Source organism: Streptomyces sp. MMS24-W38, assembly GCF_059889265.1.
Genome location: NZ_JCBCPP010000001.1, coordinates 6,740,091 through 6,764,238 on the forward strand (window position 1 = coordinate 6,740,091; position 24,148 = coordinate 6,764,238).

The window sequence follows — 24,148 nt, forward strand, 5'->3', positions numbered from 1 at the left end:
ACCGTGGCGTCGTTCATGTTGATGCCGTCGTTGCTACCGACGTAGACGGTGCCGCGGACAACCGCGGGCGAGGAGTCCACGGCGCCGCTGGTGGTGTAGGTCCACCGCTCGGCGCCGGTGGGGCGGCGTCAGGACGCCGGGCTACGCCCGGCTCACCGCCAGTCGGCGGATGATCAGGGGGGTGACCAGGACCACGAGCAGCAGTCGCAGACTCTGCACCGTGGAGATCAGCGCGACGTCCGCGTGACCGGAGACGGCCGTGGCCAGGACCGCGTTGATACCTCCGGGCGTGGTGGCGAGGTAGGCGTCCACGACAGGAGTGCCGGTCGCCTTCGCGAAGATCCACGCCAGCCCGGCGCAGCCCGCGCAGACCGCCGCCATACCGACCAGGATCGACGGCAGCAGTCGCCTGACCCGCACGAGCGTGTCGCGCGTGAAGCGTACGCCGACGTCCAGGCCGACGAGGACGAAGACGGCGTTCTGCAGGAGTCCGGCCGGCGCGAAACCGGGCAGCACACCGCTCAGGGTCACGACCAGCGCGAGCAGCATGGGCCCGATCAGCGCAGGGGTGGGCAGCCTCAGCCGCCGCCCTGCCAGGACCCCGACCGCGCAGACGCCGACGAGGACCAGCAGGCCGGTGAGCTGGTTCGATCCGGCGACGAGGTGCGGGAACCCGGAGTGCGCCGGCCCGCCGTGTGACGCCTGGCCCCCGGACCGCCCGGGCGACGTCATGATCCAGTGGGCGACCAGGGGCGTGATGGTCGCCACCAGACCGACCCGCAGGTACTGCATGAAGGCGACCAGCCGCACGTCGGCCTTCAGTTCGTCGGCGCAGCTGACGATGGCCGCCGAGCCGCCGGGAACCATGCCGAGGACAGCGCTGGGTTTGCTGGTGCTCCCCCGCTGGGCGAGAAACCAGGCCACCGCGACACTCAGCGCCACGGTGGCCGCGGTCACGGCCGTCAGCGGCAGCGCGACCGGGGCCGCCGCGGCCAGAGCGGACGCCGTGAGGTAGCTGCCCATGAGGGCGCCGACCAGTGCCTGTGAGGAACGGTTCAGCGGACCGGGCAGCCGGCCCCGGACCCTGCCCGTCAGGGCAAGGACCGCGCCGAGCACGAGGGAAGACAGCAGAAACGGGGCGGGTACGCCGACGGCGGAGGCCCCGAGACCGGCGGCGTACCCGGCCACCGCGATCAGGGCCCAGCGCCACGCGGGGGCCGGACGGGGGAAGCGGAATTCGTGGATCTGGAGTGCGGGCTTCTGTGCGGTACGGAGGGAGGGGCGAGTCGTGGACACGTGCTCTCGTTGCCGCACGGAAGTCGAAGCCACAGGGACACCTTTCGTCGAGGGTGGCTCCTCCCGCAGGCGCCGTGCCCACGCGGCGAGCCGCTTCCCCCACTGTGCGGGGACCCTCCTGAGAGACCGCTGAGAACTCCTGAACGCGTGCTGAGCCTTACCTGGGAGAACGCTGAGAGCGGCACGCTGACCAGCGCTTTGCATCTAGACTCGACAGCGGAGACCACCGTTCGGCCGCCCCTGTCCAGGGCCCGGAGCGGCCGTTCGGCCCCCTGGGAGGAGAGGCACGTGCGGGTGCTGGTGGTCGAGGACGAACGGCATATCGCGGCCGCGCTGGAGCGAGGGCTGCGCGCCGAGGGCTTCGGCGTCGACATCGCGTACGACGGCGAGAGCGCGCTGCGCCTGGCCCGGTACGGTGACTACGCGGCGATCATCCTGGATCTCATGCTGCCGGGACGCAACGGTTACGACGTGTGCCGCACGCTGCGCACCGAGGACGTCACCACTCCCGTGCTGGTCCTGACCGCCAAGGACGGCGAGTACGACGAGGCCGACGCGCTCGACCTGGGCGCCGACGACTACCTCACCAAGCCGTTCTCCTTCGTCGTGCTGCTGGCCCATGTTCGCGCGTTGATGCGGCGCCGCACTCCCCAGCGCCCCGCCGTGCTGCGCGCCGGCGATCTGTGGCTGGACCCCGGCGCCCACCGCTGCGGTCGCGGTGACACCGTCCTGGAACTCACTCCCCGCGAGTTCGGACTGCTGGAGTACCTGTTGCGTCATCCGGATGCCGTAGTGAGCAAGACGGAGCTGCTCGCCCAGGTCTGGGACGCCTGGTACGAAGGCGATCCGAACATCGTCGAGGTGTACGTCGGTTACCTGCGCCGCAAGATCGACACCCCGTACGGCCGCTCCTCCATCGCGACGGTGCGCGGTGTGGGGTACCGGCTGGACGAACGGGGCGGCTGAGTGTCTGCCCGCTCCCGTCTGATCCGGGTGCTCGCATGGTGGCCGCGACGGTATCGCCGGCTCACCCTTCGCTCACGCGTCACGCTGTGGGCCACCTCTGTCGTGGCGGTGGCGGTGATCGCGGCAGGTCTCGGCCTCCTCGCCGGACTGCGGCGCTCCACATGGAGTCACCTGGACGCCACGGCCCAGCAGCGGGTCTCCGACGTCTCCGCCCTGGTTCGGGACCACCGGCTGCGCGACCTCATCCCCTCCAATGGCAGCGACGTCGACGTCGTCGTGGTCGTCGACTCCTCGGGGCACGTCGTCTCCAGCTCCGACTACGACATCCACCCGGGCCAGGCCGGCGGCTTCCCGCACCCGCTGCCCGCCCGGATCAGGGCCGGCCACACGGCGACTCTCACGGACCTCCCCATCGGGGACGGCGGTGACTTCCGCGTGACCGCGAGGCCGGCCCGGTTGAAGGGCGCACCGGTCACGATCATCGCCGCCGTCTCCCTGGAGCAGTCCGAACGCACCCTGGACAGTCTGGTCGCCGGCCTGGCCGTCGGGGTGCCCGCGCTGACCACGCTGGTCGCCTGGACCATCTGGCTCACCGCCGGACGGACTCTGCGCCCGGTGGAGACGCTGCGCCGCCAGGCCGCCGAGATCAGCGCCACCGGCCTGCATCGTCGCCTGGACCTGCCCCAGTCCCAGGACGAGGTGCACGCGCTGGCCACCACCCTCAACGACATGCTGGGCCGCCTGGATCAGGCGTCCGCCGCCCAGCGGCGTTTCGTCGCCGACGCGGCCCACGAACTGCGCAGTCCGCTCGCCGCCATCATGGCCCAGCTGGAGGTCATGGCCGCCTACTCCGATCCCGAGCGCGATCCGAAGACCGCCGCCGAGCTCCTGGAGGACACCCTGCGCCTGCACGACCTGGTCGAAGGGCTGCTGGCCCTGGCCCGCAGCGAGGATCCCGCGGCCCGGCGTCCCTCGGGCCGGGTGGTCGACCTGGACGAGGTGGTGCTGGCCGAGGTGCGGCACCAACGCGGCCTCTCCACCGCTGCCATCGACGCGCGCGGCGTGTCCGCCGGCCGGGTACGGGGTGACGTGGAGGCACTGCGCCGCGTGGTGCGCAACCTGCTCGACAACGCCCGCCGACACGCGGCACACCATGTGCGGGTGAGGCTGGACCAGCACGGGAACACCGTGGAACTCACCGTCAGCGACGACGGCACCGGCATCCCCGAGCCGGATCGTCTCCGCGTCTTCGAGCGCTTCACGCGCCTGGACGAGGCCCGCTCCCGCGACGCCGGCGGCTCGGGACTCGGCCTCGCCATCGTCGGCAAGGTCGTCACCGCTCACGGCGGTGTCGCCTACGCCGACCAGGACCCCCCACCGACCGACGGCGGCCTCGGCGGCGCCCGGCTGGTGGTCCGCCTGCCATCGGCGTAGATCCGCAGAAGTCCCCAACACCTTCAGTGATCTTCCAGGGCAACGTCAGTTCGTGTCGCAGCCGCCCGAGTTCTCATCTCCCCTGCGGGGAGTGGCACCTCGACCCGTCGAAGCCCGCGAGCACGGTGCCGACGGGCTCCGCCCCCTTCTCGGCGAGGAGCAGCGCCTCGGGGGCGCGCGTGCCCGGCCGCTCCACGCCGACCCGGTCGTCGCTGGTGATCGTGCCTTCGGCGGCGACCTTCCAGAAGGCCGGTACGGTGCCCAGGCCCTCGGGCGTCGCGGCCTGTGTACGCAACTCGGTCATATGCCGATCCCAGCAGGCCGCGCCGCCCGCGCCACGGAATTCCACGATCCGGACGCCCGGCGCGAAAGCCCACGCGCGTGTCACTCGTGCGCGATCGCCTCCAGGACGTTCATCCGCGACGCGCGGAGGGCGGGCAGCAGCGCCGCGGCGACGCCGATCACCGCCGCACCGACGACGACCGCCACGATCGTGCCCCAGGGGATCGCGAGCGCGGTCATGCCCCGCAGTGCCAGCACCTGGTGCATGCAGACGCCCCACACCAGCCCCAGCACGAGACCCAGCACCGCGCCGAACACCGCGATCACCACCGACTCCAGCCGGATCATGCGCCGCAGCTGCCGCCGGGCCAGCCCGATGGCCCGCAGCAGCCCGATCTCCCGGGTGCGCTCCACCACCGACAGCGCCAGGGTGTTGACCACGCCGAGCACCGCGATGATGATCGCCAGCCCCAGGAGGGCGTAGACGAGGTACAGCAGGACCGCGATCTGGTCGTGCACCAGATCCTTGTAATCGGCCTGGTCCCGTACCTGGACCTGCGGATACGGGTCGAGAGCGGTCTCCAGCCGGTCACGGAGCTCATCCGCGCTCGTGCCGTCGGCGGCGTTCACGTACAGCGCGGAGTCCTGCCCGCCGGGCACGTACTTCTCGACCGCCGCGATGCCGAGGAACAGTCCGCCCTGCACGCCGAAGCCCTCACCGCTCTCCATGTCGGTGAGGGCGCCCACGGTCAGCTCGGTGCGCTGCCCGCCCGGGAACTCGACAGGGATCCTGCTGCCCGTCCGGACGCCGTGGTCCGCGGCGAATCCGGCGTCCATGGCGATACCGCCGTCGGCCAGTGCCGCCGCAGTGTCGCCGCTCGCGTAGGTGAGCCGGGCGACGTCGTCGATCCGGTGGTCGTACCCGGCGGCGGTCGTCTCGATCCTCTTCCCGTCCGGCAGCCGCACCGCCACCGGCGTGAACCGCTGCCGTACGACGACGCCCACGCCCTCCGTGTCCCGCACCTTGTCGGTGACCTCCTGGGAGAACGGCAGGAAGTTGGCGTTCTGGATGACGAAATCGGCGCCCAGCGTCCTGTCGATCTGCTCGTCGAAGGAGCGGGACATGGAGGTGCCGGCCACCGACATGCCGCAGACCAGGGCGAGTCCCACCATCAGTGCGGCGGCGGTGGCACCCGTACGGCGGGGATTGCGCAGGGCGTTGCGCTGGCTCATCCTCCCGACCGGTCCGAACAGGGCGGGGAAGGCCCCGCCCAGCACCCGGATCACCGGCCGCACCAGCAACGGACCGGCGACGACGGCCGCGATCAGGGTCAGCACGACGCCCAGCCCCAGCAGGGATGCCGCCGGCCCCGTCTCGGTGGAGACGGCACAGCCCACCAGAGCGGCCGCGCCGAGCGCCCCGACGACGGAACCCACCACCGCGCGGGTCCGCAACGGCCGACCCACCCCGGCGACCTCGGCGTCGGCGAGGGCGGCCATCGGGGACACCTCTGCCGCGCGGCGGGCCGGAAGGTACGCCGCCACGAAGGTGACCCCGACCCCGACCACGTACGCCGTGACGGGCGTGCCCCACCCGATGACCATCTCTGTGGCGTTCAGGTTCATGCCGAAGACGCCCATCAGCCGGATCAGCCCGTGGGCGAGCCCGATACCGGTCGCCATGCCCAGCGTCGAGCCGAACAGGCCGAGCAGCACCGCCTCGGTGAGCACCGACCGGCGCACCTGCCGCCGGTCGGCGCCGATCGCCCGCAGCAGCCCGAGTTCGCGGGTGCGCTGCGCGATCAGCATCGAGAAGGTGTTGACGATCAGGAAGATGCCGACGAGCACGGCGATCCCGGCGAAGCCGAGCATCACGTACTTGATCACGGCGAGGAAATCGCCCAGCTCGTCGGTGGCCGTCGCGGCCTGCTCGTCGGCCGTCTCCACCCGGTAGGTGCCGGCGCCGAGCGCCTCGGTGACACGGTGGTCGACCTCCTCGGCGGTCGCACCCGGCGCCGCCTCGACGGCGATGCTCGTGGCCCGGTCCGCCGAGCCCAGCAGCTCGACGGCGGCGACCTCGGGATCGAGGAAGATGAGGGCCGCGCCCGGGTTGGGGGTGGTGAAGGCGGCGATCCCCACGATCTTGACGCGGAAGGTGCCCGGCTGAGCCTGCACCGACAGGGTGTCGCCGATCGCCACGTCCCTGGCGTCGGCGGTGTCCGCGTCCAGCACGGCCTCCCCGGCACCGCGCGGGGCGCGGCCGGAGGCCAGCTCCGCGACGCCGTGTTCGTCGGCGTACCAGGCCACCGCACGCGTCGGTGCGCCGGTCGTCGGTCCCACCGGCTCGTTGTCGCTGTCGACGACCGTGACGTTCCCGACCCTGACGACCGGGCGGGCGGACTCGACCCCCTCGATCCCGGCCAGCCGCTCGGCGAGCGAGGCCGGCACGGTCCGGACCTGACCGGTGGGCACAGCCGCTTCCAGGTCGTCCGGGGGTGACACGGTCACGTCGGCGGAGGTGGAGGCGAAGAGCCGGTCGAAGGTGTGGGCGACGGTGTCGGAGAAGATCAGACTGCCCGCGACGAACGCCACGGACAGGACGACGGCCAGCGCGGACAGCAGCAGTCGCCCCTTGTGCGAGAGGAAACTCCTGAGCGTCGCCTTCAGCACGGTCTCAGCCCTTGCCGGGGACCGACTCGTCGGGCCGCACGGCCCCGTCGTCGGCGAGGCCGGAGGTGAGGCCGGGAGCGAGGCCGCCGTCGTCGCTCTGGGCGCGGAGCGCGTCGAACCGCTTCATCCGCTCCAGCACCGCCTCCGCCGTGGGCCGCCGCATCTCGTCGACGATGCGGCCGTCCGCCAGGAACAGCACCAGATCGGAGTGGGAGGCGGCGCCCGGGTCGTGCGTGACCATCACCACGGTCTGGTTCAGCAGGTCGACGGCCTCGCGCAGGAAGCCGAGCACCTCCAGACCGGCGCGCGAGTCGAGGTTGCCGGTCGGCTCGTCCGCGAAGATCAGCTCGGGCCGGGAGGCCAGCGCCCGCGCACAGGCCACGCGCTGCTGCTGGCCGCCGGAGAGCTGGGCCGGCCGGTGCTTCAGCCGGTTCCGCAGGCCGAGTGTGTCGATGACCTGGTCCAGCCACTTCTCGTCGGGCTTCTGGCCCGCGATGTCCATCGGGAGGGTGATGTTCTCCAACGCGTTCAGAGTCGGGATGAGATTGAACGACTGGAACATGAACCCGATCCGGTCCCGGCGCAGGCGGGTCAGCTCACGGTCCTTCAACCCGGTGATCTCGGTGTCGCCGAGCCACACCTGTCCGGCCGAAACGGTGTCGAGTCCGGCCAGACAGTGCATCAGTGTCGACTTCCCGGACCCCGAGGGTCCCATCACCGCGGTGAACCGGCCGCGCGCGATGACCACGTCCACCGCGTCCAGGGCGAGCACGGTCGTCTCGCCGGATCCGTACGCCTTGGTCAGGCCGCGCGCGCGGGCCGCGATTCCGTCCGCCGACGCGAGGCCGGGGGAGTGCTCCGCAGCAGGTGTGGACAAGGCCGCCTCCTCCGTCTGGAGATGTGGAGATGTGAATATGCCGACATGTGGGCAGGCGGAGATCTGTACGTGCGGGCATCGAACCGTGCCCAGGTGCCTGCCGCGCCCGAGGCTAGTGTGACCCGCTCCACGCCAAATATCCCCCACAGGCGCAAAACCGCCCCATATCGCTGTAAGGGGCACGCTCCATGACGGCCCTTGCCGGTGTTAGCACCTCGGCGCTAGCTTCGAGGCATGGCGAAGACCCGGCTGAACGTACGCGTGGACGAGGGCACCGCCCGAGCGGCGCGGGAGCGCGCACTGGCCCGCGGGATGAGCGTCAATCGCTACATCGAGGAACTGGTCCGGCAGGACGCCGGCGAGGTCGGCCACACCTTCGTGGAGGCCGCCGCCGACTTCATGAAGCAGTACGAGAGCGTCTTCGCCGAGGAGTTCGACGGGGCGGTGCCCGCCCGGGCGACGCCGAGAGCGGGGGAGAAGAACCCCGAGGGCCCGCGCGAAGGTCGCCGCTGATCCCTTGGACGGTCTGCGCATCGACCTCGCCTGGCTGCTGATGCTCGCCGAACGGCAGACTCCGGGGGACCCCCAGGTCACCGACTGGGGAGCCCTTGTTGCCGCCGTCGCCCGTCACGAGGCCGAGATATTCGACGTCCCCGTCTACGGCAGCCCGCAGGCCCGTGCCGCCGCGCTGCTCCAGCTGCTGCTCCACGTGCCCGCGCTGGAACGCTCCAACGCCCTGTTCGCCTCCGCCGTCGCGTACGCCTACCTCGTCGCCAGCGGTCTGAAGGTCGTCACCTCGCCGGAGCAGGTGCGCGATCTGGCCCGGCTGGTCAAGAACGGTGAGGCGTCCGTGGACGACATCGCCGCCGAGCTGCGCCGCTGGAGCGAGTGATCAGTTCCGGCCGGTCGGCGCGCCGGCCACCGCATCGGTCACCGGTCGCCACGCGGTGCCCAGGACGCAGTACGACGTCGGCAGCCTCGGGCCGCTCTCCGGCATCAGCGTCCGCCGGTACGGGCCGAGTTCGAACCCCGCCTCCCGCAACGCGCCCACCGGGTCGCGCGCCACATGGCAGCCACCGGCGAGCGGCGGCCACACCGTCCGGTCCAGGGCACGCTGGGTGAGGCGCATGACCCGGCCGCCGCCCCGGCCGTGCTCGAAGAACCGCACCTCACCGCCCGGCCGCAGCACCCGCCGGAGTTCCGCGAGCGCCCGCGGCAGGTCCCGCACACTGCACAGCACCAGGGAGACCACCGCCGCGTCGAACGCCTCGCTCTCGACCGGCAGCGCCTCCGCCGTACCCGGCGCGACATCCACCGGGACGCGGGCGCGCAAGGCGGCCTCCACGGCCAGTCGGCGCAGTACCCGTTCCGGCTCGACGGCGACGACCTCCGAGACGGTGCCCGGATAGTGAGCGAAGTTGAGGCCGTTGCCGGCGCCGACCTCGATCACCCGGCCCGACAGCCCGTCGAGCAGCCTCCGGCGCACCGCGGCCATGCCCCCGCGGGTCTCCGCGGTGACACTGAGCCGGGCGTAGCAGCGGGCGAACAACGGATGGTGCACGGGATCCCGCGCCACCTTCGCGGAGCCGGCGGACATGGGGAGCCTTCCTGCCGTGAGGAAGCCGAGAAGCCCGGGGGGACGAGGACTGTGCCCCCAGGACCGGCCTTACCGCGATTGTGCCCCGTGAAGACACCTCGCGTCCCTCGTCCCGGGCTCCGTCACGTCCTTTGCCCCCGGGGTGCCTCCCGCACCTGGAACGCCTCCGCGTCCCAGGTGCCGTCCAGCCGGGGTGCCAGCCAGTGCGGTGCCGAGGCCCGGAAGCCGGCCGGGGCGAGGGCGGCCGCCCCGGCCGGCACCGCGCCCAGCAGCGGGACCCCCGTCACGTCCGGCAGGTCCTGCAGGTTGCAGCGCGAGGCCAGATCGGGCTCGGCGGGCCAGCTGCCGATCACCACACCCGCCGGGGTGAGCCCGCGCGAGCGCAGGTGGCAGGCCGTCAGCTCCGCGACGTTCAGGGTGCCCAGGCCCGCCGACACCACCACCAGCACCGGCGCCGCCAGCAGTGCCGCCGCGTCCGCGAGCGTCCCGCCGGCCGCGTCGAACCGTACGAGCAGTCCGCCGGCGCCCTCCACCAGCACCAGGTCGTGCTCGGTGGCCAGCTTGGCGGCCGCCTCGGCCACGTCGTGCGGATGCACCGGAGCCCGGCCGGCCCGGCGGGCGGCGGTGGCGGGCGCCAACGGGTCCGGGTACCGGGCGATCTCGGCGGCCGTGACGGCACCGGCGAGCCGTGTGATCTCCTCGGCGTCTCCGGGTTCGTCCGGCGCCACACCCGTCTGCGCCGCCTTCAGCACGGCCACCGACCGGCCCGCCGCCAGCGCCGTCGCGGCGACCGCCGCCGTCACCACCGTCTTGCCGACCTCGGTACCCGTACCCGTGATCACCAGTACCGGCATGTCATCCTTCCTGAGTGGCCGCAGCCGCAGCGCACACCGCGCGTGCGATCCGGGCCACGTCCGTGTCACCGGTGACGTACGGCGGCATGGTGTAGATCAGATCGCGGAACGGCCGCAACCACACACCCTCGCGCACCGCGGCCCGCGTGGCCGCCTCCATGTCCACGGCGTGATCGAGCTGGACGACGCCGATGGCGCCGAGGACCCGCACGTCACGGACGCCCGGCAGCTCCGCCGCCGGGCTCAGCCCGTCCCGCAGGCCCGATTCGATGCGCTTGACCTCCGCGCGCCAGTCCTGTCCGAGCAGCAGCTCGATCGAGGCGCAGGCCACGGCCGCCGCCAGCGGATTGCCCATGAAGGTCGGACCGTGCGCCAGCACCGGCACCTCGCCGCGCGAGATGCCCTCGGCCACCCGCGCGGTGCACAGTGTCGCCGCCATGGTCAGGTAGCCGCCGGTCAGCGCCTTGCCGACACACATCACATCCGGGGTCACGGCCGCGTGCTCCGCCGCGAACAGCGCGCCGGTGCGCCCGAACCCGGTCGCGATCTCGTCGAACACCAGCAGCACGTCGTGCGCGTCGCACGCCTCGCGCAGCACCCGCAGGTACGCGGGGGAGTGGAAGCGCATCCCGCCCGCGCCCTGTACCACCGGCTCCACTATCACCGCAGCCAGTTCCCCGGCGTGCCGCCCGATCAGCTCCCGCAGGTGGTCGGCGTACGCCTCCTCGTACTCCGCGGGCGGGGCCTCGGCGAACACCTGCTCCGGCAGGACCCCGGTCCACAGCTCGTGCATCCCGCCCTCGGGATCGCAGACCGACATCGGCTGCCAGGTGTCCCCGTGGTAGCCGCCCCGCCAGGTCAGCAGCCGCCGCTTCTCGGGCCGTCCGAGCGAACGCCAGTACTGCAGGCACATCTTGACGGCGACCTCGACGGAGACCGAACCGGAGTCGGCGAGGAAGACGTGCTCCAGCCCGTCGGGCGACATGTCGACGAGGAGCTTCGCCAGCCGGACGGCGGGTTCGTGGGTGAGCCCGCCGAACATCACATGGCTCATCCGCCCGAGCTGGTCGGTCGCGGCCTCGTTCAGCACCGGGTGGTTGTAGCCGTGGATCGCCGACCACCAGGACGCCATCCCGTCGACCAGCTCGCCCGAGCCGTCGGCGAGCCTGAGCCGCACCCCGGTCGCCGACTCCACGACCAGTGGCTCCCCGCGTCCCGGCATGGGCCCGTACGGATGCCAGACGTGCCGCCGGTCCAGCTCGAGCAACTCGGGCACGGACCGCTCAGGCATTGGGAGCGAGATCCGTTCCGGCGCCCCGGCGGCGGACCGCGACGAGATCGGTACGCGGCCCGTCGGCCCGGCCGGCCCCCTCCGCGGCCGTCTCGACACCCGCGGGCGCCTCCGTCTCCGCACACCCACCGGAGGACGACGTCCCCGCGCACGCTCCCGCACCCGCGGGTGCCGTACCGCAGACCCCGCCGCCGTCGTGCGACCCGCACCCGCCCGCCCGGTGCTCGGGCAGGGTCACCTGGTCGGTGCCCTCCACCTCGAACCCGGCGTCCGCGATCATTTCCAGGTCGGCCCGCCCCGCCTGGCCCTCGCTGGTGAGGTAGTCGCCGAGGAAGATCGAGTTGGCCAGGTGCAGCGCGAGCGGCTGCATCGTGCGCAGGTGCACCTCCCGGCCGCCCGCGATCCGCACCTCGACGTCCGGGCACACGAACCGCACCATCGCCAGGATCCTGAGGCACCGCTGCGGGGTGAGGTTCCACTCCTCGGCGAGCGGCGTGCCCTCGAACGGGATCAGGAAGTTCACCGGCACCGAGTCGGGGTCCAGCTCGCGCAGCGAGAACACCACGTCGACCAGATCAGTGTCGCTCTCACCCATGCCGGCGATCAGCCCGGAGCAGGCGGACAGGCCGGCCGCGTGCGCCTTGTGCACGGTGTCCACCCGGTCGGCGTACGTGTGCGTCGTGGTGATGTCCCCGTAGGTGGCCTCGGAGGTGTTCAGGTTGTGGTTGTAGGCGTCCGCCCCCGCCTCGCGCAGCCGCTCCGCCTGGCCGTCGGAGAGCAGACCGAGACAGGCGCACACCTCGACGCCCTCGTTGCCTTCCTTGATCGCCTTGATGGTGTCGGAGACCCGGTCCACGTCACGGTCGGTCGGGCCCCGGCCGCTGGCCACCAGGCACACCCGCTTGGCGCCGCCCGCCAGCCCGGCCGCGGCCGCTTCCGATGCCTGCTCCGGCTTGAGCCAGGTGTACTTGAGGATGTCGGCCTTGGAACCGAGCCGCTGGGAACAGTAGGAGCAGTCCTCCGGGCACAGGCCCGACTTGAGGTTGACCAGGTAGTTGAGTTTCACCCGTCGGCCGAACCAGTGCCGCCGCACCTTCCCGGCCGCGGCCACCACGTCGAGCAGGTCGTCGTCGGACGTCCCGAGGACGGCCAGCGCTTCCTCACGGGTCGGCGTCTCGCGCCGCAGCCCCTTGTCCACCAGCGTGTTCAGCAGGTCCATTGGTCTCCTAGCGAGGGAACCACCGGCTTCGGCCGGTGGAGGAATTGCTTCCTGAGTCGGTGGTGGATTCCGTTTGTCCCGCAAGGGGTCGGTTCGGGCTGGACCGCAACCCTCGGGTCGGAAGCCCCCTCCTCAGGCGGGGAGCGGAGTCACGAGAGTCGATCCTGTCCCACGGAATGTCTCGGGCCAAGGAGAGTCTCCACAAATCCACACGCACTGACGTGTGGATATTGCCACACCATGGGCGGTTGCCTCGGGGGCTAGGGTCTGCGCAGTGCCTACAAAGCCCCGGAGGACCCATGGCGTTCGGTTGGATCGGCGAACAGGCGGAGCTGCGGCGCCGGGCCGGACTCGTCCGGACCCTGCGCCCGCGGGCCGCCGACGCACCGCTGCTCGACCTGGCGAGCAACGACTACCTGGGCCTGGCCCGCCATCCGGAGGTCACCGAGGGCGCGGCACGGGCCGCGCGGACCTGGGGCGGCGGTGCCACCGGGTCCCGGCTCGTCACCGGCACCACCGAACTGCACACCGCGCTGGAGCGCGAACTGGCGGACTTCTGCGGCTTCGAGGCGGCCCTCGTCCTCTCCTCCGGCTACGCGGCCAACCTGGCCGCCGTCACCGCGCTGGCCCCGCACGGCTCGCTGATCGTGTCCGACGCGGGCAACCACGCCTCGCTGATCGACGGCTGCCGGCTGGCCCGCGGCGGGACGCGGGTCGCGGCGCACGCCGACCCGGACGCCGTGCGCAAGGCGCTGGACGGGCACGGGGGGCCGGCCGTCGCCGTGTCTGACACGGTCTTCTCGGTCGACGGGGACGCCGCCCCGCTCACCGCGCTGGCCGCGGCCTGCCGGGAACACGGCGCGGGACTGGTGCTCGACGACGCCCACGGCCTCGGGGTGCTCGGCGACGGCGGACGCGGCGCCCCGCACGCGGCCGGACTCGCCGGCGCCGACGACGTCGTCGCGACGGTCACGCTCTCCAAGTCGCTCGGCAGTCAGGGCGGTGCGGTGCTCGGCCCGGCACGGGTCGTCGACCACCTCGTCAACGTGGCCCGGACGTTCATCTTCGACACGGGCCTCGCCCCCGCGGCCGTCGGCGCCGCGCTGTCGGCGCTCCGGCTGCTGCGCCGGGAACCCGGGCGTGCCGCACGGGCGGGCGAGGTCGCGCGCGAACTGCACGGACGGCTGACGGCCGCGGGTCTTCACGCGGTGCGCCCCGACGCCGCGGTCGTCTCCGTGCGGGCCCCGTCCCCGGAGCAGGCCGTGCGATGGGCGGCCGACTGCCGGGCGGCCGGCCTGTCCGTGGGCTGCTTCCGCCCTCCCTCCGTGCCCGACGGCATCTCACGGCTCAGACTGACCGCCCGCGCGGACCTGTCCGGGGCCGAGATCGAACGCGCTGTACAGGTGGTCGGCGAGACACGGCCATGAGTCGGCGGGGCACGACCGTGGGTCGCTCGACGACGGGTGGCTCGGCTGGGGGTGCCGGACGGGTGGTCGGGTCGGTGGTGCTACCGGTCAGCGGACCGCGGCCACGAACTTCGCCCAGCTCCCGGGGGAGATGAGCAGCGCGGGCCCGGCCGGGTCCTTGGAATCGCGTACGGCGAGCAGCCCGGCACCTGGGCCGGTGGTCGGCCGGGCCGTCTCGACGCAGTTGTTCGCGCCCGTGCTGTAGCTGCTGCGCAGCCACCGCACACCGTGCAGGTCGGTGCTGGAGGGAAGGGTCCGAGGCGGTGCGGGCATCGTGCCTCCTTACGCGCCGGCAGCTGTCCCGGCGATGAAATCCAACGAGTCCTCGGGCGAAAGGGCGTGGATCGAAAGGGCGTTGAAAGCCTCCGAGTACACCCGGAGGTCTTCTTTCCGCTCGAGATAGAGGCTACTCGTCAAGTGGTCGAGAACTACAACATCCAGATCGGAAGTGCGCGAAAATGAGAAGATTACGAAAGGGCCGGTGACGCCGATGTGCGCCCCTGCCGTGAACGGCAGGATCTGGAGCCGCACCTGGGGAAGGCGTGCCGCCTCCACCAGCCGGTTCAGCTGTCGGGTCATCACGCCGGGACCGCCGACCTCCCGGCGCAGCACCGCCTCGTCCAGGACCGCGGCCAGCTCCAGGGGCGGCTCCGTCCGCAGTACGTCCTGCCGGGCCAGCCGCACTTCCACCAGCGTGTCCAGCCGTTCCTTCGAGGCGCCCTCCAGCGCGGCCTCGGTCACCGCCCGCGCGTACTCGGGTGTCTGCAGCAGCCCGGGAACCACCGTGGTCTCCAGGGTGCGCATCGCACTGGCCTGGGACTCCAGGCTGATGAAGTCCCGGTAGGTGGGCGGCAGTACCCCCCGGTACGCGTGCCACCAGTGGTGCCGTCCACCGCTGTCGTCGGACCCCGCCAGCACCAGCAGAAGCTCCCGCAGCTGACGGTTTGCCAGGCCGTAGGCGTCGAGGAGTAACCGCACATCGGCCGGTTTCACCCCGCTCGTGCCCGTCTCGATCCGGCTCACCTTCGACTGGTGCCAGCCCACCAGGCGGGCCGCCTCGCCGCTCGTGAGCCCCGCAGACGTGCGCAGCGAGCGCAGTTCGGCGCCCAGTTTCCGGCGGCGTACCGCGGGACCGTGCTGCATCGTTCCCCCTTACTGCCTATGAGTCACCCACATACGGTCTCTTGTTGCAGAGTTCACCGATTTGAGCGACAGATATATGCATATCTCAGCCGTATCGTCGCCCACACCCTGCGGTGATGGCACTCTGGCGACGAAGCATCAGTGCGGGACCGTACTCGAATCAGCCGCTCCGTGCCGGACCGTGGACCCGTGGGAAAGGGACGACGTCGCCATGGCAGACCATTTGGAAGCATCCATCACTCTGCCGAGCGATCCAGCCTCGGTCTCCGCCGCGCGCGCCCATGTGGTGGACACGCTGGCGGAGTGGGGCATGCCGGCGGACACGGAAGTGTCCGACACCGTGCGGCTGATCGTGTCCGAACTGGCCACCAACGCCGTGCAGCACACCCTCGGACAGTCACCCACGTTCACGGTGGACATCGCCCTCGACCACGACGAGCGGTTGCGCATCGGAGTCACCGACAGTCATCCGAGGCTCCCCAAGCGGCTCCCCGCCGCGGTCCAGCAGGACAACGGCCGGGGGCTGGTCATCATCCGCTGGCTGACCGCGGAACGCGGCGGCAGGATGAGGGTCCGCCCCACCAGGGAGGGCGGCAAGACCGTCTTCGTCGTGCTCCCGTGGGCCGTCCCGGCCGAGCCGGTCACGGCGGTGGGACGGCAGGAGCCGTAGGGGCCACGACGGAACAGCGCGGCCCCGGTCGCGTCGGTGACTCCCCGACAAAGTGGCGGGGGCGGCGACAGGGGGAATGCCGCCGCCCCCGCGGATCAGCTGACCCGGCCGTACCAGACGCTGCGGGTCCAGATCTTCTGCAGGCGTACCACGTCCCCGGTCTTCGGGGCGTGCCAGATCTTGTTCTGACCCGCGTAGATGCCGACGTGGTAGATGTTTTGGCCCGAGTGGAAGAACACCAGGTCGCCCGCCTTGCGGTTGGAGGCCGAGACCTGGCGTGTCTTGTTGTACTGCTGGGCTGCGGTGCGCGGCAGTTGCTTGCCCGCCTTCTTGAACGAGTAGAGGGTCAGGCCGGAGCAGTCGAAGCGGGACGGTCCGGTGGCGCCCCACCGGTAGGGCGAACCCTTCTTGGAGGCCGCGACCTGGAGAGCCTTGGCGGACGTACTCGCGGCCGCCGCCTCCGAGGCGGCACCGGGAACCACGAGTGAGCCGCCCACGGCGGCGAGGGTGAGGGCCGAGGCCGTGCCGGCCCGGGCCATGAGAGACGGGACACGATTGAGCGCGGTCATGCGCAACCCTTCGTCAGCCGCCTGTGAAGGATGACCTGTCGGATTCGGGCTGGCGAAGTTGCCCGGCCGCACACGTGCGGCTTCACCCCAAGGGCTGCTCGGAACGGGAACCCCCGCTCCGGCGACCCGTCGTGCTCGGGTCCTCCACTCCTGCCGATCCACTCCTGTCGACCGGTCATCCGGGCAGCGGCAGGACTCGGCGTCCGCCCGGATCGCCCCGCCGCGGCGGCGGGGGCTTGTCGTCAGTGAGCGATCTTGGCAATGGTTGGCCCGAAATCCCACCGGAGCCGGGGGTTTGTGTTGTTACTCACCACTCATCCGTTCGGGTGGACAGTGCTGCGTTCGGGCTGCCGTCCAGAGCGCCGAGGAGCCCCGGACCAGCGTCGGAATGCTTGATTCCGAAAAGGAACGCGTGCGGTGCGCAACCTTGGCGGCCCGAAAAGAAGCCGTGGATCTACGCCGCTTGGGGGTACGTCTTTTGGTCCGTTTCGACTCAGGTGCGGACATGACACCGGCGCACGCCCCGCCCGGACCGGTAGGAGCGTCAACTGCCGGAGCCCGGCGGCAGGATGACGCGGGCCGTGCGGCGCTCGCCGTCCAGCACCCGCAACGCGCGGGCCAGGGTGGCGGTGTGCAGTTCGGTCTCGCCGCGCCTGTGCATCAGGGCCAGCGCGTCGCGCAGGGCGACGGCCTTGCCGACCAGTGCCTGCGCGGCGCGCAGCCCCTGGTAGGTGTCGCCGTCGCGGGCCGGGTTGATCCGGCCGAGCAGGTCGACGGCCTCGAGGTAACGGTCGATCAGCTCGGCCTCGGCGCGGGTCAGTGAGGGCAGCGGAGGCAACTCGGGAGGCAGCATCGACGGCTCACCTCGTGCCGGGAGTGGTCTGGAGGCCCTCGCGGCGGGTCACGATCCGGTCCGCGAGGCCGTAGTCCACCGCCGCCCGGGCGTCGAGGACTGTGTCCCGCTCGATGTCCGACCGTGCCTGCTCCGGGGTGCGACGGGTGTGCCGGACCAGCATCTCCTCGAGCCGGGCCCGAACGCGTGTCAGTTCCTCGGCCTGGACGGCCAGATCGCTCGCCCTGCCCTCCACCGGCTCCGTCAGCGCGGGCTGACGGAGCACCAGCCGCGCCCCGGGCAGTACGTACCGCTTGCCCGGCGTCCCGGCGGCCAGCAGCAGCGCGGCCGTCCCGGCCGCCTGGCCCAGGCAGACCGTCTCCACCTCGCAGGCGATGTAGCGCAGGGTGTCGTGGATCGCCGACATGGCGTGGAAGGAGCCGCCGGGCGAGTTGACGTAGAGGGAGATGTCCCGGTCGGGGTCCCGGTGCTCCAGGTACATGAACTGGGCGATCACGTCGTTCGCGGAGGTCTCGTCGATCGGTGTCCCGAGGAGGACGATCCGCTCCTCCATCAGCTTCGAGTACGGATCCGTGCTCCGGCGCCCGGACACCGTGTGTTCGGTGAACTCGGGCAGGACGTGGCGGGCGGACGGTCGGGTCATGGGAGCCCCTCCTCGCGGCAGCTGTCTGTAAAAAATGTACAGGACGTACGTGACGTTATGATGGGGGCATGGCCTACGAGATTCCGGTGACGCAAGCCAGGGCTGAACTCGCCGACCTGATCAACCGCGTGGTGTACGGCGGTGAGCGCGTCGTCGTGACCCGGCACGGAAAGCCCCTCGTCGCCCTTGTGTCCGCCGATGACCTGCGACGACTCGAGCAGCTCCAGGAGCTCGACGCGCGACGGGAGCCCACCGGGGATCAGGTGGTCAGCACGGTTTCCGGCGTCCACGAGGCGGCGTCCGCTCCACGCGAACAGCAGCGCTTCGGCATCGCCGCGGAGCACCGCGGAACGGCCACTTCGTAAGTCGCCGAGAAGGCCCCGAAAACGGAACCGTGCACCCCCGCCGCGGCGGGGGTGCACGGTTCCGTTTTCGGACGGGGCCGGTCAGCTCAGCGGCATCCGCGGCAGCCGGCGCTTCTCCGCCGCCTTGCGCTCGGCGTCCTCCGCCTTGGCGACGGCCGCGTACTGGTCGACGTACTCCTGCTCGGACAGGCTCAGGATGGTGTACATGATCTCGTCGGTGACGGCGCGCAGTATCGCCTTCTCGTCCTCCAAGCCGGCGTAGCGCGAGAAGTCGAGGGGCTTGCCGAAGCGGATCACCACCGGGTGGATGCGGGGGAGGACCTTCCCGGGCGGCTGCGCCTCGAAGGTGCCGATCATCGCGCAGGGAATCACCGGGGTGCCGGCCTTGAGGGCCATCACCGCGACCCCGACCTTGCCCTTGTAGAGGCGCCCGTCGTGCGACCGGGTGCCCTCCGGATAGATACCGAGCAGTTCCCCCCTGTTCAGCACTCCGAGGCCCTCCCGGATCGCGGCCTGGCCGGCGTCCTTGCCGGAGCGGTCGACCGGGATCTGCCCCGCGCTGCGGAAGAAGAACGCCGTCAGCCGGCCCTTGACGCCGGGACCGGTGAAGTATTCGGCCTTGGCGAGGAAGGTGATGCGCCGTTTGAGTATCGCGGGCATCAGGAAGTGGTCCGAGAACGACAGGTGGTTGCCGGCGACGATGGCGGCACCGGACGACGGCACGTGCTCCAGGCCCTCTATTCGAGGCCGGAAGACCAGTCGCAGCAGCGGGCCCAGCAGCACGTATTTGAGCAAGTAGTAGAACACGGCTCGTCCCTCACTTCACCAGGTCCGCTTCGGCTCGGGGTTTTCGCAGGTCAAGTCTATGATCCCGGGTGCCGGCCCACGCGCATCCGCAGGCATCTGCAACCGCGTTCGACCGGGCACATGCTGACCCTTCGCCGACTTTGCTGACTTCTCGTCAGCCGTGAGGTGCGGGCGTCCGAGGCACCTGCCTGGCCCCTCCGCCGACTCGTCCAGTTGAGTCCGAGCTCTCATGCGGCTTGGCGCCGGCGGCGCCTGCCGCGGCGCGCACGACAGATCGATCTCGCGTTGAAGTGCCGATGACCTGGGCACGTCCGTTGTGAAGTCGTCCAGCTGGCAGTCCAGTCGGACTTCTGTATTCGTCCTGGTCAACGTCCTGGCGGTATGTAATGACGGTGCGACGAGCAGTGCGTTGCCGTGATCCACGACGTACCGACGAACGGCTGGGGCTTGGAACCCGAAGAACTCTTCCTGCGGACGGGAGCCCGCTTCGCGCGGGTGGAGCCACGCCGGCGGACGCGGGACCATGTCCGCGGGCTGCCCGGCCCGGCAGCGGGGGATACCGGCCCGCCGCAGCATCAGCCGGCCCGACGAGATCGCCCGCCACCTCGCCCGCGCCCCGCTGGAGGTTACCGTCACCGACATGGTCCGCGTCGTCGGCTGCCGCTGTGCGTCGGTCCGGCAGGGACGGCGGTGTCCGGGTGAGCCGCTCGCCCCGGCTCCGCCGAGGGGGAGGGGTGCGGGCAAGCGGCTCGGCAGCGGGGTCACACCTGCAGCAGGGGCTTGATGGCGCGGCGTTCGTCCATGGCGCGGTAGGCCTCGGCGGCCTGGTCGAGGGGGAGGGCGAGGTCGAAGACCTTGCCAGGATCGATCCGGCGGTTCCAGACCAGGTCGATCAGCTCGGGCAGGTACTGCCGCACCGGGGCCGGGCCGCCGTGCAGGTGCACGTGGGAGAAGAACAACTTCTGACCGTCCAGTGCCACGTCGTGGGAGACGCCCACGTAGCCGACGTGCCCGCCGGGGCGGGTGGAACCGATGGCCTGCCACATCGATTGCTGGGTGCCGACCGCCTCGATGACCGAGTGCGCGCCCAGCCCGCCGGTCAGCTCCTTGATCCTCGCCACGCCGTCGTCGCCGCGTTCGGTGACGATGTCGGTGGCGCCGTACTCCAGGGCGAGCTCTTGGCGCGGCGCGTGGCGGCTCATGGCGATGATCCGCTCCGCGCCGAGCCGCCGGGCGGCCAGTACCGCGAGCAGACCGACCGCGCCGTCGCCGACGACCGCGACCGTCTTGCCGGGACCGGCCTGGGCGGCCGCCGCGCCGAACCAGCCGGTGCCGAGCACGTCGGAGGCGGCCAGGAGGCCGGGGACCAGGTCGTCGTCGGGAATGTCGGGTGTGGCGACCAGGGTGCCGTCGGCGAGCGGGACGCGCAGCCGCTCCGCCTGGGCGCCGAGCGCGCCCATGGGCTCGCGGTGGACGCAGGAGGACTGGTAGCCGGCCCGGCAGATCTCGCAGGTGTTGTCGGAGGCGAAGAACGAGCCGACCACGAACTGGCCGGGCCTGATGTTCGTCACCTCGCCGCCGACCTCCTCCACGACGCCCACGTACTCGTGGCCCATCGGGGCCGGGCCCCGGACGGGCTCGATCCCACGGTAGGGCCACAGGTCCGACCCGCACACGCAGGTCGCCGACAGACGGATCACCGCGTCCGTCGGTGAGACGATCCCCGGGTCCTCGCGCTGCTCCACCCGGACATCTCCGGGGGCGCGCATCACGACACCGCGCATGGCTGCTGCTCCTTACCTGCTGTGATCGGTCGAGGGGCGGACCCGGGGGCTCCCGACCATGAAAGGCCGAGCACTGCGGCAGAGAGTGCAGGGCGCTGCCGGGCGGCCCCGCGGTCACCCGTTTCACCCGCCCAGGCAGCCTGTGCCCAGGGCCGCGATCTCCTCCTGCCCCCGCCGCGGGCGCGGGCAGGAGGAGATCCGCACCACCCAGGTACCCGGTTTTCCGCGCGGGCGGACAGGCTCTGCTTCACCATCCGGGAACAGGTCACCGGCAGCACCGGCCAGGCCGCAACACGCCCCGGCACGCCCCCGGCCGCTCACACCCCCGTCAACGTGACAACGCTTCTCGGCCACATACGCTGACGACGACGAAACCGAGAAGCTCCCGGTCGCGGGAGGCTTCCTTCGCCGAGGTCGAGCATGTGTCGGCCGAGCGTGCCGCGGGGCGGATCGCCGCAGAGATGACCAGACCGTGCCCTCCCGACGGGGTCGACCGGCGACGGCCTGCTCGGTCTCCTCGCCGAGGGGCATCACCACGCCCCGACCTGCCTTTCGTACCTTCGGTCTGCCGTTTCGCCGGATACCGGTTTCGACCGTCCGATCTGGGTACTGACGGGTTTCATGACGCACACCCTGCTCACCGGTCCGTGGGTGCTCGTCGGATACGCGGCCGACCGGGTGTCGGAGGGCGATCTGGCGGCGGCGCGGGCGCAGATGGGTTTCTCCCTCGCCTGGCACATCATCGTGGCCTGTCTGGGCGTCGGGCTCCCGGCGCTGACACTGCTCGCCGAGTGGTACGGCATCCGCACCGGCAGCCCGGCGCACCGTTTGCTGGCCCGCCGGTGGGCGCGTGCCATGGGGGTGCTGTTCGCCGTGGGTGCCGTGTCCGGCACGATCCTCAGCTTCGAGATGGGACTGCTGTGGCCCGGCCTGATGGGAAGGTTCGGTCAGGTGATCGGGCTGCCCTTCGCACTGGAGGGCATCGCCTTCTTCGTGGAGGCGATCTTCCTGGGCATCTACCTGTACGCGTGGGACCGGCTGCCACCCCGCCGCCATCTGCTGGTCGGCCTCCCCATCGTGATCGCGGGCACCGCGTCGGCGTTCTTCGTCGTGTGCGCGAACGCCTGGATGAACCAGCCGCGCGGCTTCACCCTGCGCGAGGGCAAGGTGGTCGACGTCGATCCGTGGGCGGCGATGCTCAACCCGGCCAGCCCGCCGCAGACCGTGCACATGATTCTGGCGGCCTTCATGGTCGCGTCGTTCCTGACCGCCGCCGTGTACGCCGTGGCCATGCTGCGCGGGCGCCGCGACACCTACCACCGGGCCGGGTTCTTCATCCCGTTCACGCTGGGCGCGATCGTGACACCGTTCCAGATCGTCGTGGGCGACTGGGCGGCACGCTTCCTGGCCGACTACCAGCCGACCAAGCTCGCGGCCGCCGAAGGCGTCTACCGCACCGGTTCGCACGTACCGCTGACGATCGGCGGCGTCGCGGGTGAGAACGGGCTGAAGTACGGCCTGGAGATCCCCAACGGGCTGTCGCTGCTGATCGGTTACCGTCCCGACACCGTCGTCAAGGGCCTCGATCGTGTGCCGCCCGCCCAGCATCCGCCGGTCACCGGCGTGCACTGGGCGTTCGACCTGATGGTCGCCGTCGGCTTCTTCCTGCTCGCCCTCGGCGTGTGGTTGCTGTGGGCGTGGTGGCGCCGTCGCCGTACCGGCGGCGAGCTGTCCACCCCCCGCCTCTTCCTGGCGCTGGCCGCGGTCGGCGGCCCGGCCGCGGTGGTGGCCCTCGAATGCGGCTGGACCGTCACGGAGCTGGGCCGTCAGCCTTGGATCGTGTGGGGCCTGATGAGCGTGCGCGATGCCGTCAACCCTGCTCCCGGCCTGATGACCGGACTGTGGCTGGTGCTTGTGGTGTACGCCGCGATGACCGTCGCGACCGTCTACGTCCTGCGCCGCCTTGCCCGGGGCACCCCGGTGCCGCGCGCACCGCAGGAGGAGGACGTCACCGGTTATCCCGTCGTGTGATTCTCCCGCAGCCCGTTGTACGACCCCCTGGAGGTGACCGTGCTCGCGGACGCGGCGCTCGCCGTGATGTGGGTGGGCCTGACCTGCTACGCCCTGTTCGGAGGAGCCGACTTCGGCGCCGGAGTCTGGGACCTGCTGGCCGGCGGCGCCGAGCGCGGCCGGGCCCGGCGCGGGCTCATCGAGCACAGCATCGGGCCGGTCTGGGAGGCCAACCACGTGTGGCTGATCTTCGTGGTCGTGATGCTGTGGTCGGCCTTCTCGCCGGTGTTCGCCGCGGTGATGTCCACCCTGTACATCCCGCTCACCCTCGCCGCGTTGGGCATCATCGCCCGGGGCGCCGCCTTCGCCTTCCGCAAGGCGAGCACCGAACTGTGGCAGCAGCGGCTGTTCGGCGCGTGCTTCGCGCTGTCGTCGCTGCTGACGCCGTTCTTCCTCGGCACGGTGGCGGGCGGTGTCGCCTCCGGCCGCGTTCCGCCGGGGCTCGCCGAAGGCGACGTGGTCACCAGCTGGCTCAATCCGACGTCGCTGCTGGGCGGGCTGCTGGCCGTGGTGACCTGTGCGCACCTGGCGGCGGTGTACCTGTGCGCCGACGCGCACCGGGAGGGACGGCCGGAGCTCGCCGCGGCCTTCACCCGCGACGCGGTGGTCAGTGGCCTGACAGCGGGCGTCGTGGCCCTTGCGGGCATCGCGGTGCTGAACGCGGACGCCCCCGAGTTGTTCCACGGGCTGACCCACCGCGCGCTGCCACTGGTGATCATCAGCGTGGTAGCCGGTCTGACCGGCCTCGCTCTGCTGGCCCGGCAGCGCTTCGTGGCCGCCCGCGCGGCCGCGGCCCTGGCGGTCGCCGCCGTCCTGTGGGCGTGGGGCGCAGCCCAGTACCCGGCCCTGCTGGTCGGCAGTACGACGGTGACCGAGGCCGCGGCGAGCGCCTCCGTGCTGTCGGCGGTCCTCGTGGTGCTGGGCGTGGGAGCGGTGGTGCTCGTCCCGTCGCTGTGGCTGCTGTACGCCACCTTCCAGCGGGGAGCCGCCGACCAGCACTCGTCGCGGTGAACCGAGGCGCCTACGCCGGTGCGCGGCTGGAGGAAGGGCATGGCCGCCCCGGCTGCTGCTCGGACAACGTCCCCACGCACGGGGCCGATCCCGGCCACCGTCAAGGGCCGGCCCGATGACAGCACTCCGGAACCGTCACGCCGGAACCACAGCCGAATCGGCGACAGTCGGACATGCGACTGCCGCCGGTACCGAGGCCGTGTACCTGCTACGCACGACACGCTCGTGCGGATCGCGGCCGGGTTCGGCATCCCGGTCACGGCTCGGGCGTTCTCACCGAG

General features: G+C 71.6%; 23 protein-coding genes, 2 pseudogenes and 1 riboswitch. Of the genes and pseudogenes, 10 read left to right on the forward strand and 15 right to left on the reverse strand.

Annotated features, from left to right (window positions below; translation table 11 throughout):
• Window positions 1-141: 141 nt before the first annotated feature.
• On the reverse strand, window positions 142-1,296 hold the full coding sequence (locus AC6F7H_RS29620) for an AbrB family transcriptional regulator (RefSeq protein WP_500760418.1): 1,155 nt from the start codon (window positions 1,294-1,296) through the stop codon (window positions 142-144).
• 288 nt (window positions 1,297-1,584) lie between these two features.
• On the opposite strand from AC6F7H_RS29620, the gene AC6F7H_RS29625 reads away from it, so the two are divergent.
• Both AC6F7H_RS29625 and AC6F7H_RS29630 read left to right on the forward strand, forming a co-directional pair.
• Window positions 1,585-2,262 (forward strand): response regulator transcription factor, encoded by a 678-nt coding sequence (locus AC6F7H_RS29625; protein ID WP_500760420.1) that lies wholly within the window; start codon window positions 1,585-1,587, stop codon window positions 2,260-2,262.
• Window positions 2,263-2,364: 102 nt separating this feature from the next.
• Entirely contained in the window at window positions 2,365-3,696 is a 1,332-nt protein-coding gene (locus AC6F7H_RS29630) for an ATP-binding protein (RefSeq protein ID WP_500760423.1), read from the forward strand.
• Between the two features lie 91 nt (window positions 3,697-3,787).
• On the opposite strand, the pseudogene AC6F7H_RS29635 reads toward AC6F7H_RS29630, so the two are convergent.
• The 3 genes and pseudogenes from AC6F7H_RS29635 to AC6F7H_RS29645 all read right to left on the reverse strand — a co-directional run.
• Window positions 3,788-4,000, reverse strand: a pseudogene (locus tag AC6F7H_RS29635) (GNAT family N-acetyltransferase); the annotation flags it as partial.
• An 80-nt stretch (window positions 4,001-4,080) separates the two neighbouring features.
• A complete protein-coding gene (locus tag AC6F7H_RS29640; RefSeq protein ID WP_500760426.1) occupies window positions 4,081-6,648 on the reverse strand; it encodes an ABC transporter permease in 2,568 nt (855 codons plus the stop codon).
• A gap of 4 nt (window positions 6,649-6,652) precedes the next feature.
• The gene (locus AC6F7H_RS29645; RefSeq protein WP_500760428.1) at window positions 6,653-7,525 is read right to left on the reverse strand and encodes an ABC transporter ATP-binding protein; all 873 of its coding nucleotides are present in this window, start codon (window positions 7,523-7,525) and stop codon (window positions 6,653-6,655) included.
• Window positions 7,526-7,759: 234 nt separating this feature from the next.
• On the opposite strand from AC6F7H_RS29645, the gene AC6F7H_RS29650 reads away from it, so the two are divergent.
• Window positions 7,760-8,038, forward strand: coding sequence for a toxin-antitoxin system HicB family antitoxin (locus AC6F7H_RS29650; protein ID WP_500760430.1), 279 nt, complete (start codon window positions 7,760-7,762; stop codon window positions 8,036-8,038).
• A 4-nt stretch (window positions 8,039-8,042) separates the two neighbouring features.
• Window positions 8,043-8,417, forward strand: coding sequence for a fic family toxin-antitoxin system, toxin component (locus AC6F7H_RS29655; protein WP_279337238.1), 375 nt, complete (start codon window positions 8,043-8,045; stop codon window positions 8,415-8,417).
• Here the strand turns inward: AC6F7H_RS29655 and AC6F7H_RS29660 are convergent, their stop codons facing one another.
• The 4 genes from AC6F7H_RS29660 to bioB all read right to left on the reverse strand — a co-directional run bounded on the left by AC6F7H_RS29660 (window position 8,418) and on the right by bioB (window position 12,486).
• Window positions 8,418-9,122 (reverse strand): class I SAM-dependent methyltransferase, encoded by a 705-nt coding sequence (locus AC6F7H_RS29660; protein ID WP_500760432.1) that lies wholly within the window; start codon window positions 9,120-9,122, stop codon window positions 8,418-8,420.
• 122 nt (window positions 9,123-9,244) lie between these two features.
• Window positions 9,245-9,976 (reverse strand): dethiobiotin synthase, encoded by a 732-nt coding sequence (gene bioD / locus AC6F7H_RS29665; protein ID WP_500760434.1) that lies wholly within the window; start codon window positions 9,974-9,976, stop codon window positions 9,245-9,247.
• A 1-nt stretch (window position 9,977) separates the two neighbouring features.
• Window positions 9,978-11,267 (reverse strand): adenosylmethionine--8-amino-7-oxononanoate transaminase, encoded by a 1,290-nt coding sequence (locus AC6F7H_RS29670; protein WP_500760437.1) that lies wholly within the window; start codon window positions 11,265-11,267, stop codon window positions 9,978-9,980.
• Window positions 11,260-12,486, reverse strand: coding sequence for a biotin synthase BioB (bioB, locus tag AC6F7H_RS29675; RefSeq protein ID WP_500760439.1), 1,227 nt, complete (start codon window positions 12,484-12,486; stop codon window positions 11,260-11,262). Before bioB ends, AC6F7H_RS29670 begins: the two co-directional genes overlap by 8 nt.
• Before the next feature lie 299 nt (window positions 12,487-12,785).
• Between bioB and AC6F7H_RS29680 the strand changes: the two genes are divergently transcribed.
• Window positions 12,786-13,913: an 8-amino-7-oxononanoate synthase gene (locus AC6F7H_RS29680; RefSeq protein WP_500760442.1), complete on the forward strand. Its 1,128-nt coding sequence runs from the start codon at window positions 12,786-12,788 to the stop codon at window positions 13,911-13,913.
• An 87-nt stretch (window positions 13,914-14,000) separates the two neighbouring features.
• Here AC6F7H_RS29680 and AC6F7H_RS29685 read toward each other — a convergent pair whose 3' ends face one another.
• Together AC6F7H_RS29685 and AC6F7H_RS29690 are read right to left on the reverse strand one after the other, a co-directional pair.
• Window positions 14,001-14,225 (reverse strand): DUF397 domain-containing protein, encoded by a 225-nt coding sequence (locus AC6F7H_RS29685; protein ID WP_500760444.1) that lies wholly within the window; start codon window positions 14,223-14,225, stop codon window positions 14,001-14,003.
• Between the two features lie 9 nt (window positions 14,226-14,234).
• The gene (locus tag AC6F7H_RS29690) at window positions 14,235-15,095 is read right to left on the reverse strand and encodes a helix-turn-helix domain-containing protein (RefSeq protein ID WP_500760447.1); all 861 of its coding nucleotides are present in this window, start codon (window positions 15,093-15,095) and stop codon (window positions 14,235-14,237) included.
• A gap of 211 nt (window positions 15,096-15,306) precedes the next feature.
• On the opposite strand from AC6F7H_RS29690, the gene AC6F7H_RS29695 reads away from it, so the two are divergent.
• On the forward strand, window positions 15,307-15,765 hold the full coding sequence (locus AC6F7H_RS29695) for an ATP-binding protein (RefSeq protein WP_500760450.1): 459 nt from the start codon (window positions 15,307-15,309) through the stop codon (window positions 15,763-15,765).
• Window positions 15,766-15,860: 95 nt separating this feature from the next.
• Here the strand turns inward: AC6F7H_RS29695 and AC6F7H_RS29700 are convergent, their stop codons facing one another.
• The 3 genes from AC6F7H_RS29700 to AC6F7H_RS29710 form a co-directional block, all read right to left on the reverse strand.
• Complete coding sequence (locus tag AC6F7H_RS29700; protein ID WP_500760452.1) at window positions 15,861-16,334, reverse strand: C40 family peptidase; 474 nt, start codon at window positions 16,332-16,334, stop codon at window positions 15,861-15,863.
• Window positions 16,335-16,337: 3 nt separating this feature from the next.
• A riboswitch (cyclic di-AMP (ydaO/yuaA leader) is annotated at window positions 16,338-16,468 on the reverse strand.
• 410 nt (window positions 16,469-16,878) lie between these two features.
• Complete coding sequence (locus AC6F7H_RS29705; RefSeq protein WP_500760455.1) at window positions 16,879-17,187, reverse strand: hypothetical protein; 309 nt, start codon at window positions 17,185-17,187, stop codon at window positions 16,879-16,881.
• Between the two features lie 7 nt (window positions 17,188-17,194).
• Window positions 17,195-17,830 (reverse strand): ATP-dependent Clp protease proteolytic subunit, encoded by a 636-nt coding sequence (locus AC6F7H_RS29710; RefSeq protein ID WP_500760457.1) that lies wholly within the window; start codon window positions 17,828-17,830, stop codon window positions 17,195-17,197.
• Between the two features lie 68 nt (window positions 17,831-17,898).
• On the opposite strand from AC6F7H_RS29710, the gene AC6F7H_RS29715 reads away from it, so the two are divergent.
• On the forward strand, window positions 17,899-18,195 hold the full coding sequence (locus AC6F7H_RS29715) for a type II toxin-antitoxin system Phd/YefM family antitoxin (RefSeq protein WP_500760459.1): 297 nt from the start codon (window positions 17,899-17,901) through the stop codon (window positions 18,193-18,195).
• Between the two features lie 81 nt (window positions 18,196-18,276).
• Here the strand turns inward: AC6F7H_RS29715 and AC6F7H_RS29720 are convergent, their stop codons facing one another.
• Window positions 18,277-19,002, reverse strand: coding sequence for a lysophospholipid acyltransferase family protein (locus tag AC6F7H_RS29720; protein WP_500760461.1), 726 nt, complete (start codon window positions 19,000-19,002; stop codon window positions 18,277-18,279).
• 417 nt (window positions 19,003-19,419) lie between these two features.
• On the opposite strand from AC6F7H_RS29720, the pseudogene AC6F7H_RS29725 reads away from it, so the two are divergent.
• Window positions 19,420-19,548: pseudogene (locus AC6F7H_RS29725) on the forward strand (IS701 family transposase); the annotation flags it as partial.
• A 215-nt stretch (window positions 19,549-19,763) separates the two neighbouring features.
• Here AC6F7H_RS29725 and AC6F7H_RS29730 read toward each other — a convergent pair.
• Window positions 19,764-20,786, reverse strand: coding sequence for a zinc-dependent alcohol dehydrogenase family protein (locus AC6F7H_RS29730; RefSeq protein WP_500760464.1), 1,023 nt, complete (start codon window positions 20,784-20,786; stop codon window positions 19,764-19,766).
• A gap of 621 nt (window positions 20,787-21,407) precedes the next feature.
• On the opposite strand from AC6F7H_RS29730, the gene AC6F7H_RS29735 reads away from it, so the two are divergent.
• Both AC6F7H_RS29735 and AC6F7H_RS29740 read left to right on the forward strand, forming a co-directional pair.
• The gene (locus tag AC6F7H_RS29735) at window positions 21,408-22,817 is read left to right on the forward strand and encodes a cytochrome ubiquinol oxidase subunit I (protein WP_500760466.1); all 1,410 of its coding nucleotides are present in this window, start codon (window positions 21,408-21,410) and stop codon (window positions 22,815-22,817) included.
• A 39-nt stretch (window positions 22,818-22,856) separates the two neighbouring features.
• Window positions 22,857-23,867, forward strand: a complete 1,011-nt coding sequence (locus AC6F7H_RS29740; protein WP_500762129.1) for a cytochrome d ubiquinol oxidase subunit II — start codon at window positions 22,857-22,859, stop codon at window positions 23,865-23,867.
• Window positions 23,868-24,148 lie beyond the last annotated feature (281 nt).

What these genes read in the sequence shown, in the direction of transcription:
- AC6F7H_RS29670 (WP_500760437.1), bottom strand. Translation starts at nt 11,267, where the DNA reads ATGCCTGAGCGGTCCGTGCCCGAGTTGCTCGAGCTGGACCGGCGGCAC.
- AC6F7H_RS29715 (WP_500760459.1), top strand. Translation starts at nt 17,899, where the DNA reads ATGGCCTACGAGATTCCGGTGACGCAAGCCAGGGCTGAACTCGCCGAC.
- AC6F7H_RS29680 (WP_500760442.1), top strand. Translation starts at nt 12,786, where the DNA reads ATGGCGTTCGGTTGGATCGGCGAACAGGCGGAGCTGCGGCGCCGGGCC.
- AC6F7H_RS29690 (WP_500760447.1), bottom strand. Translation starts at nt 15,095, where the DNA reads ATGCAGCACGGTCCCGCGGTACGCCGCCGGAAACTGGGCGCCGAACTG.
- AC6F7H_RS29700 (WP_500760452.1), bottom strand. Translation starts at nt 16,334, where the DNA reads ATGACCGCGCTCAATCGTGTCCCGTCTCTCATGGCCCGGGCCGGCACG.
- AC6F7H_RS29705 (WP_500760455.1), bottom strand. Translation starts at nt 17,187, where the DNA reads ATGCTGCCTCCCGAGTTGCCTCCGCTGCCCTCACTGACCCGCGCCGAG.
- AC6F7H_RS29650 (WP_500760430.1), top strand. Translation starts at nt 7,760, where the DNA reads ATGGCGAAGACCCGGCTGAACGTACGCGTGGACGAGGGCACCGCCCGA.
- bioB (WP_500760439.1), bottom strand. Translation starts at nt 12,486, where the DNA reads ATGGACCTGCTGAACACGCTGGTGGACAAGGGGCTGCGGCGCGAGACG.
- AC6F7H_RS29735 (WP_500760466.1), top strand. Translation starts at nt 21,408, where the DNA reads ATGACGCACACCCTGCTCACCGGTCCGTGGGTGCTCGTCGGATACGCG.
- AC6F7H_RS29710 (WP_500760457.1), bottom strand. Translation starts at nt 17,830, where the DNA reads ATGACCCGACCGTCCGCCCGCCACGTCCTGCCCGAGTTCACCGAACAC.
- AC6F7H_RS29685 (WP_500760444.1), bottom strand. Translation starts at nt 14,225, where the DNA reads ATGCCCGCACCGCCTCGGACCCTTCCCTCCAGCACCGACCTGCACGGT.
- AC6F7H_RS29660 (WP_500760432.1), bottom strand. Translation starts at nt 9,122, where the DNA reads ATGTCCGCCGGCTCCGCGAAGGTGGCGCGGGATCCCGTGCACCATCCG.
- AC6F7H_RS29695 (WP_500760450.1), top strand. Translation starts at nt 15,307, where the DNA reads ATGGCAGACCATTTGGAAGCATCCATCACTCTGCCGAGCGATCCAGCC.
- bioD (WP_500760434.1), bottom strand. Translation starts at nt 9,976, where the DNA reads ATGCCGGTACTGGTGATCACGGGTACGGGTACCGAGGTCGGCAAGACG.
- AC6F7H_RS29730 (WP_500760464.1), bottom strand. Translation starts at nt 20,786, where the DNA reads ATGCGCGGTGTCGTGATGCGCGCCCCCGGAGATGTCCGGGTGGAGCAG.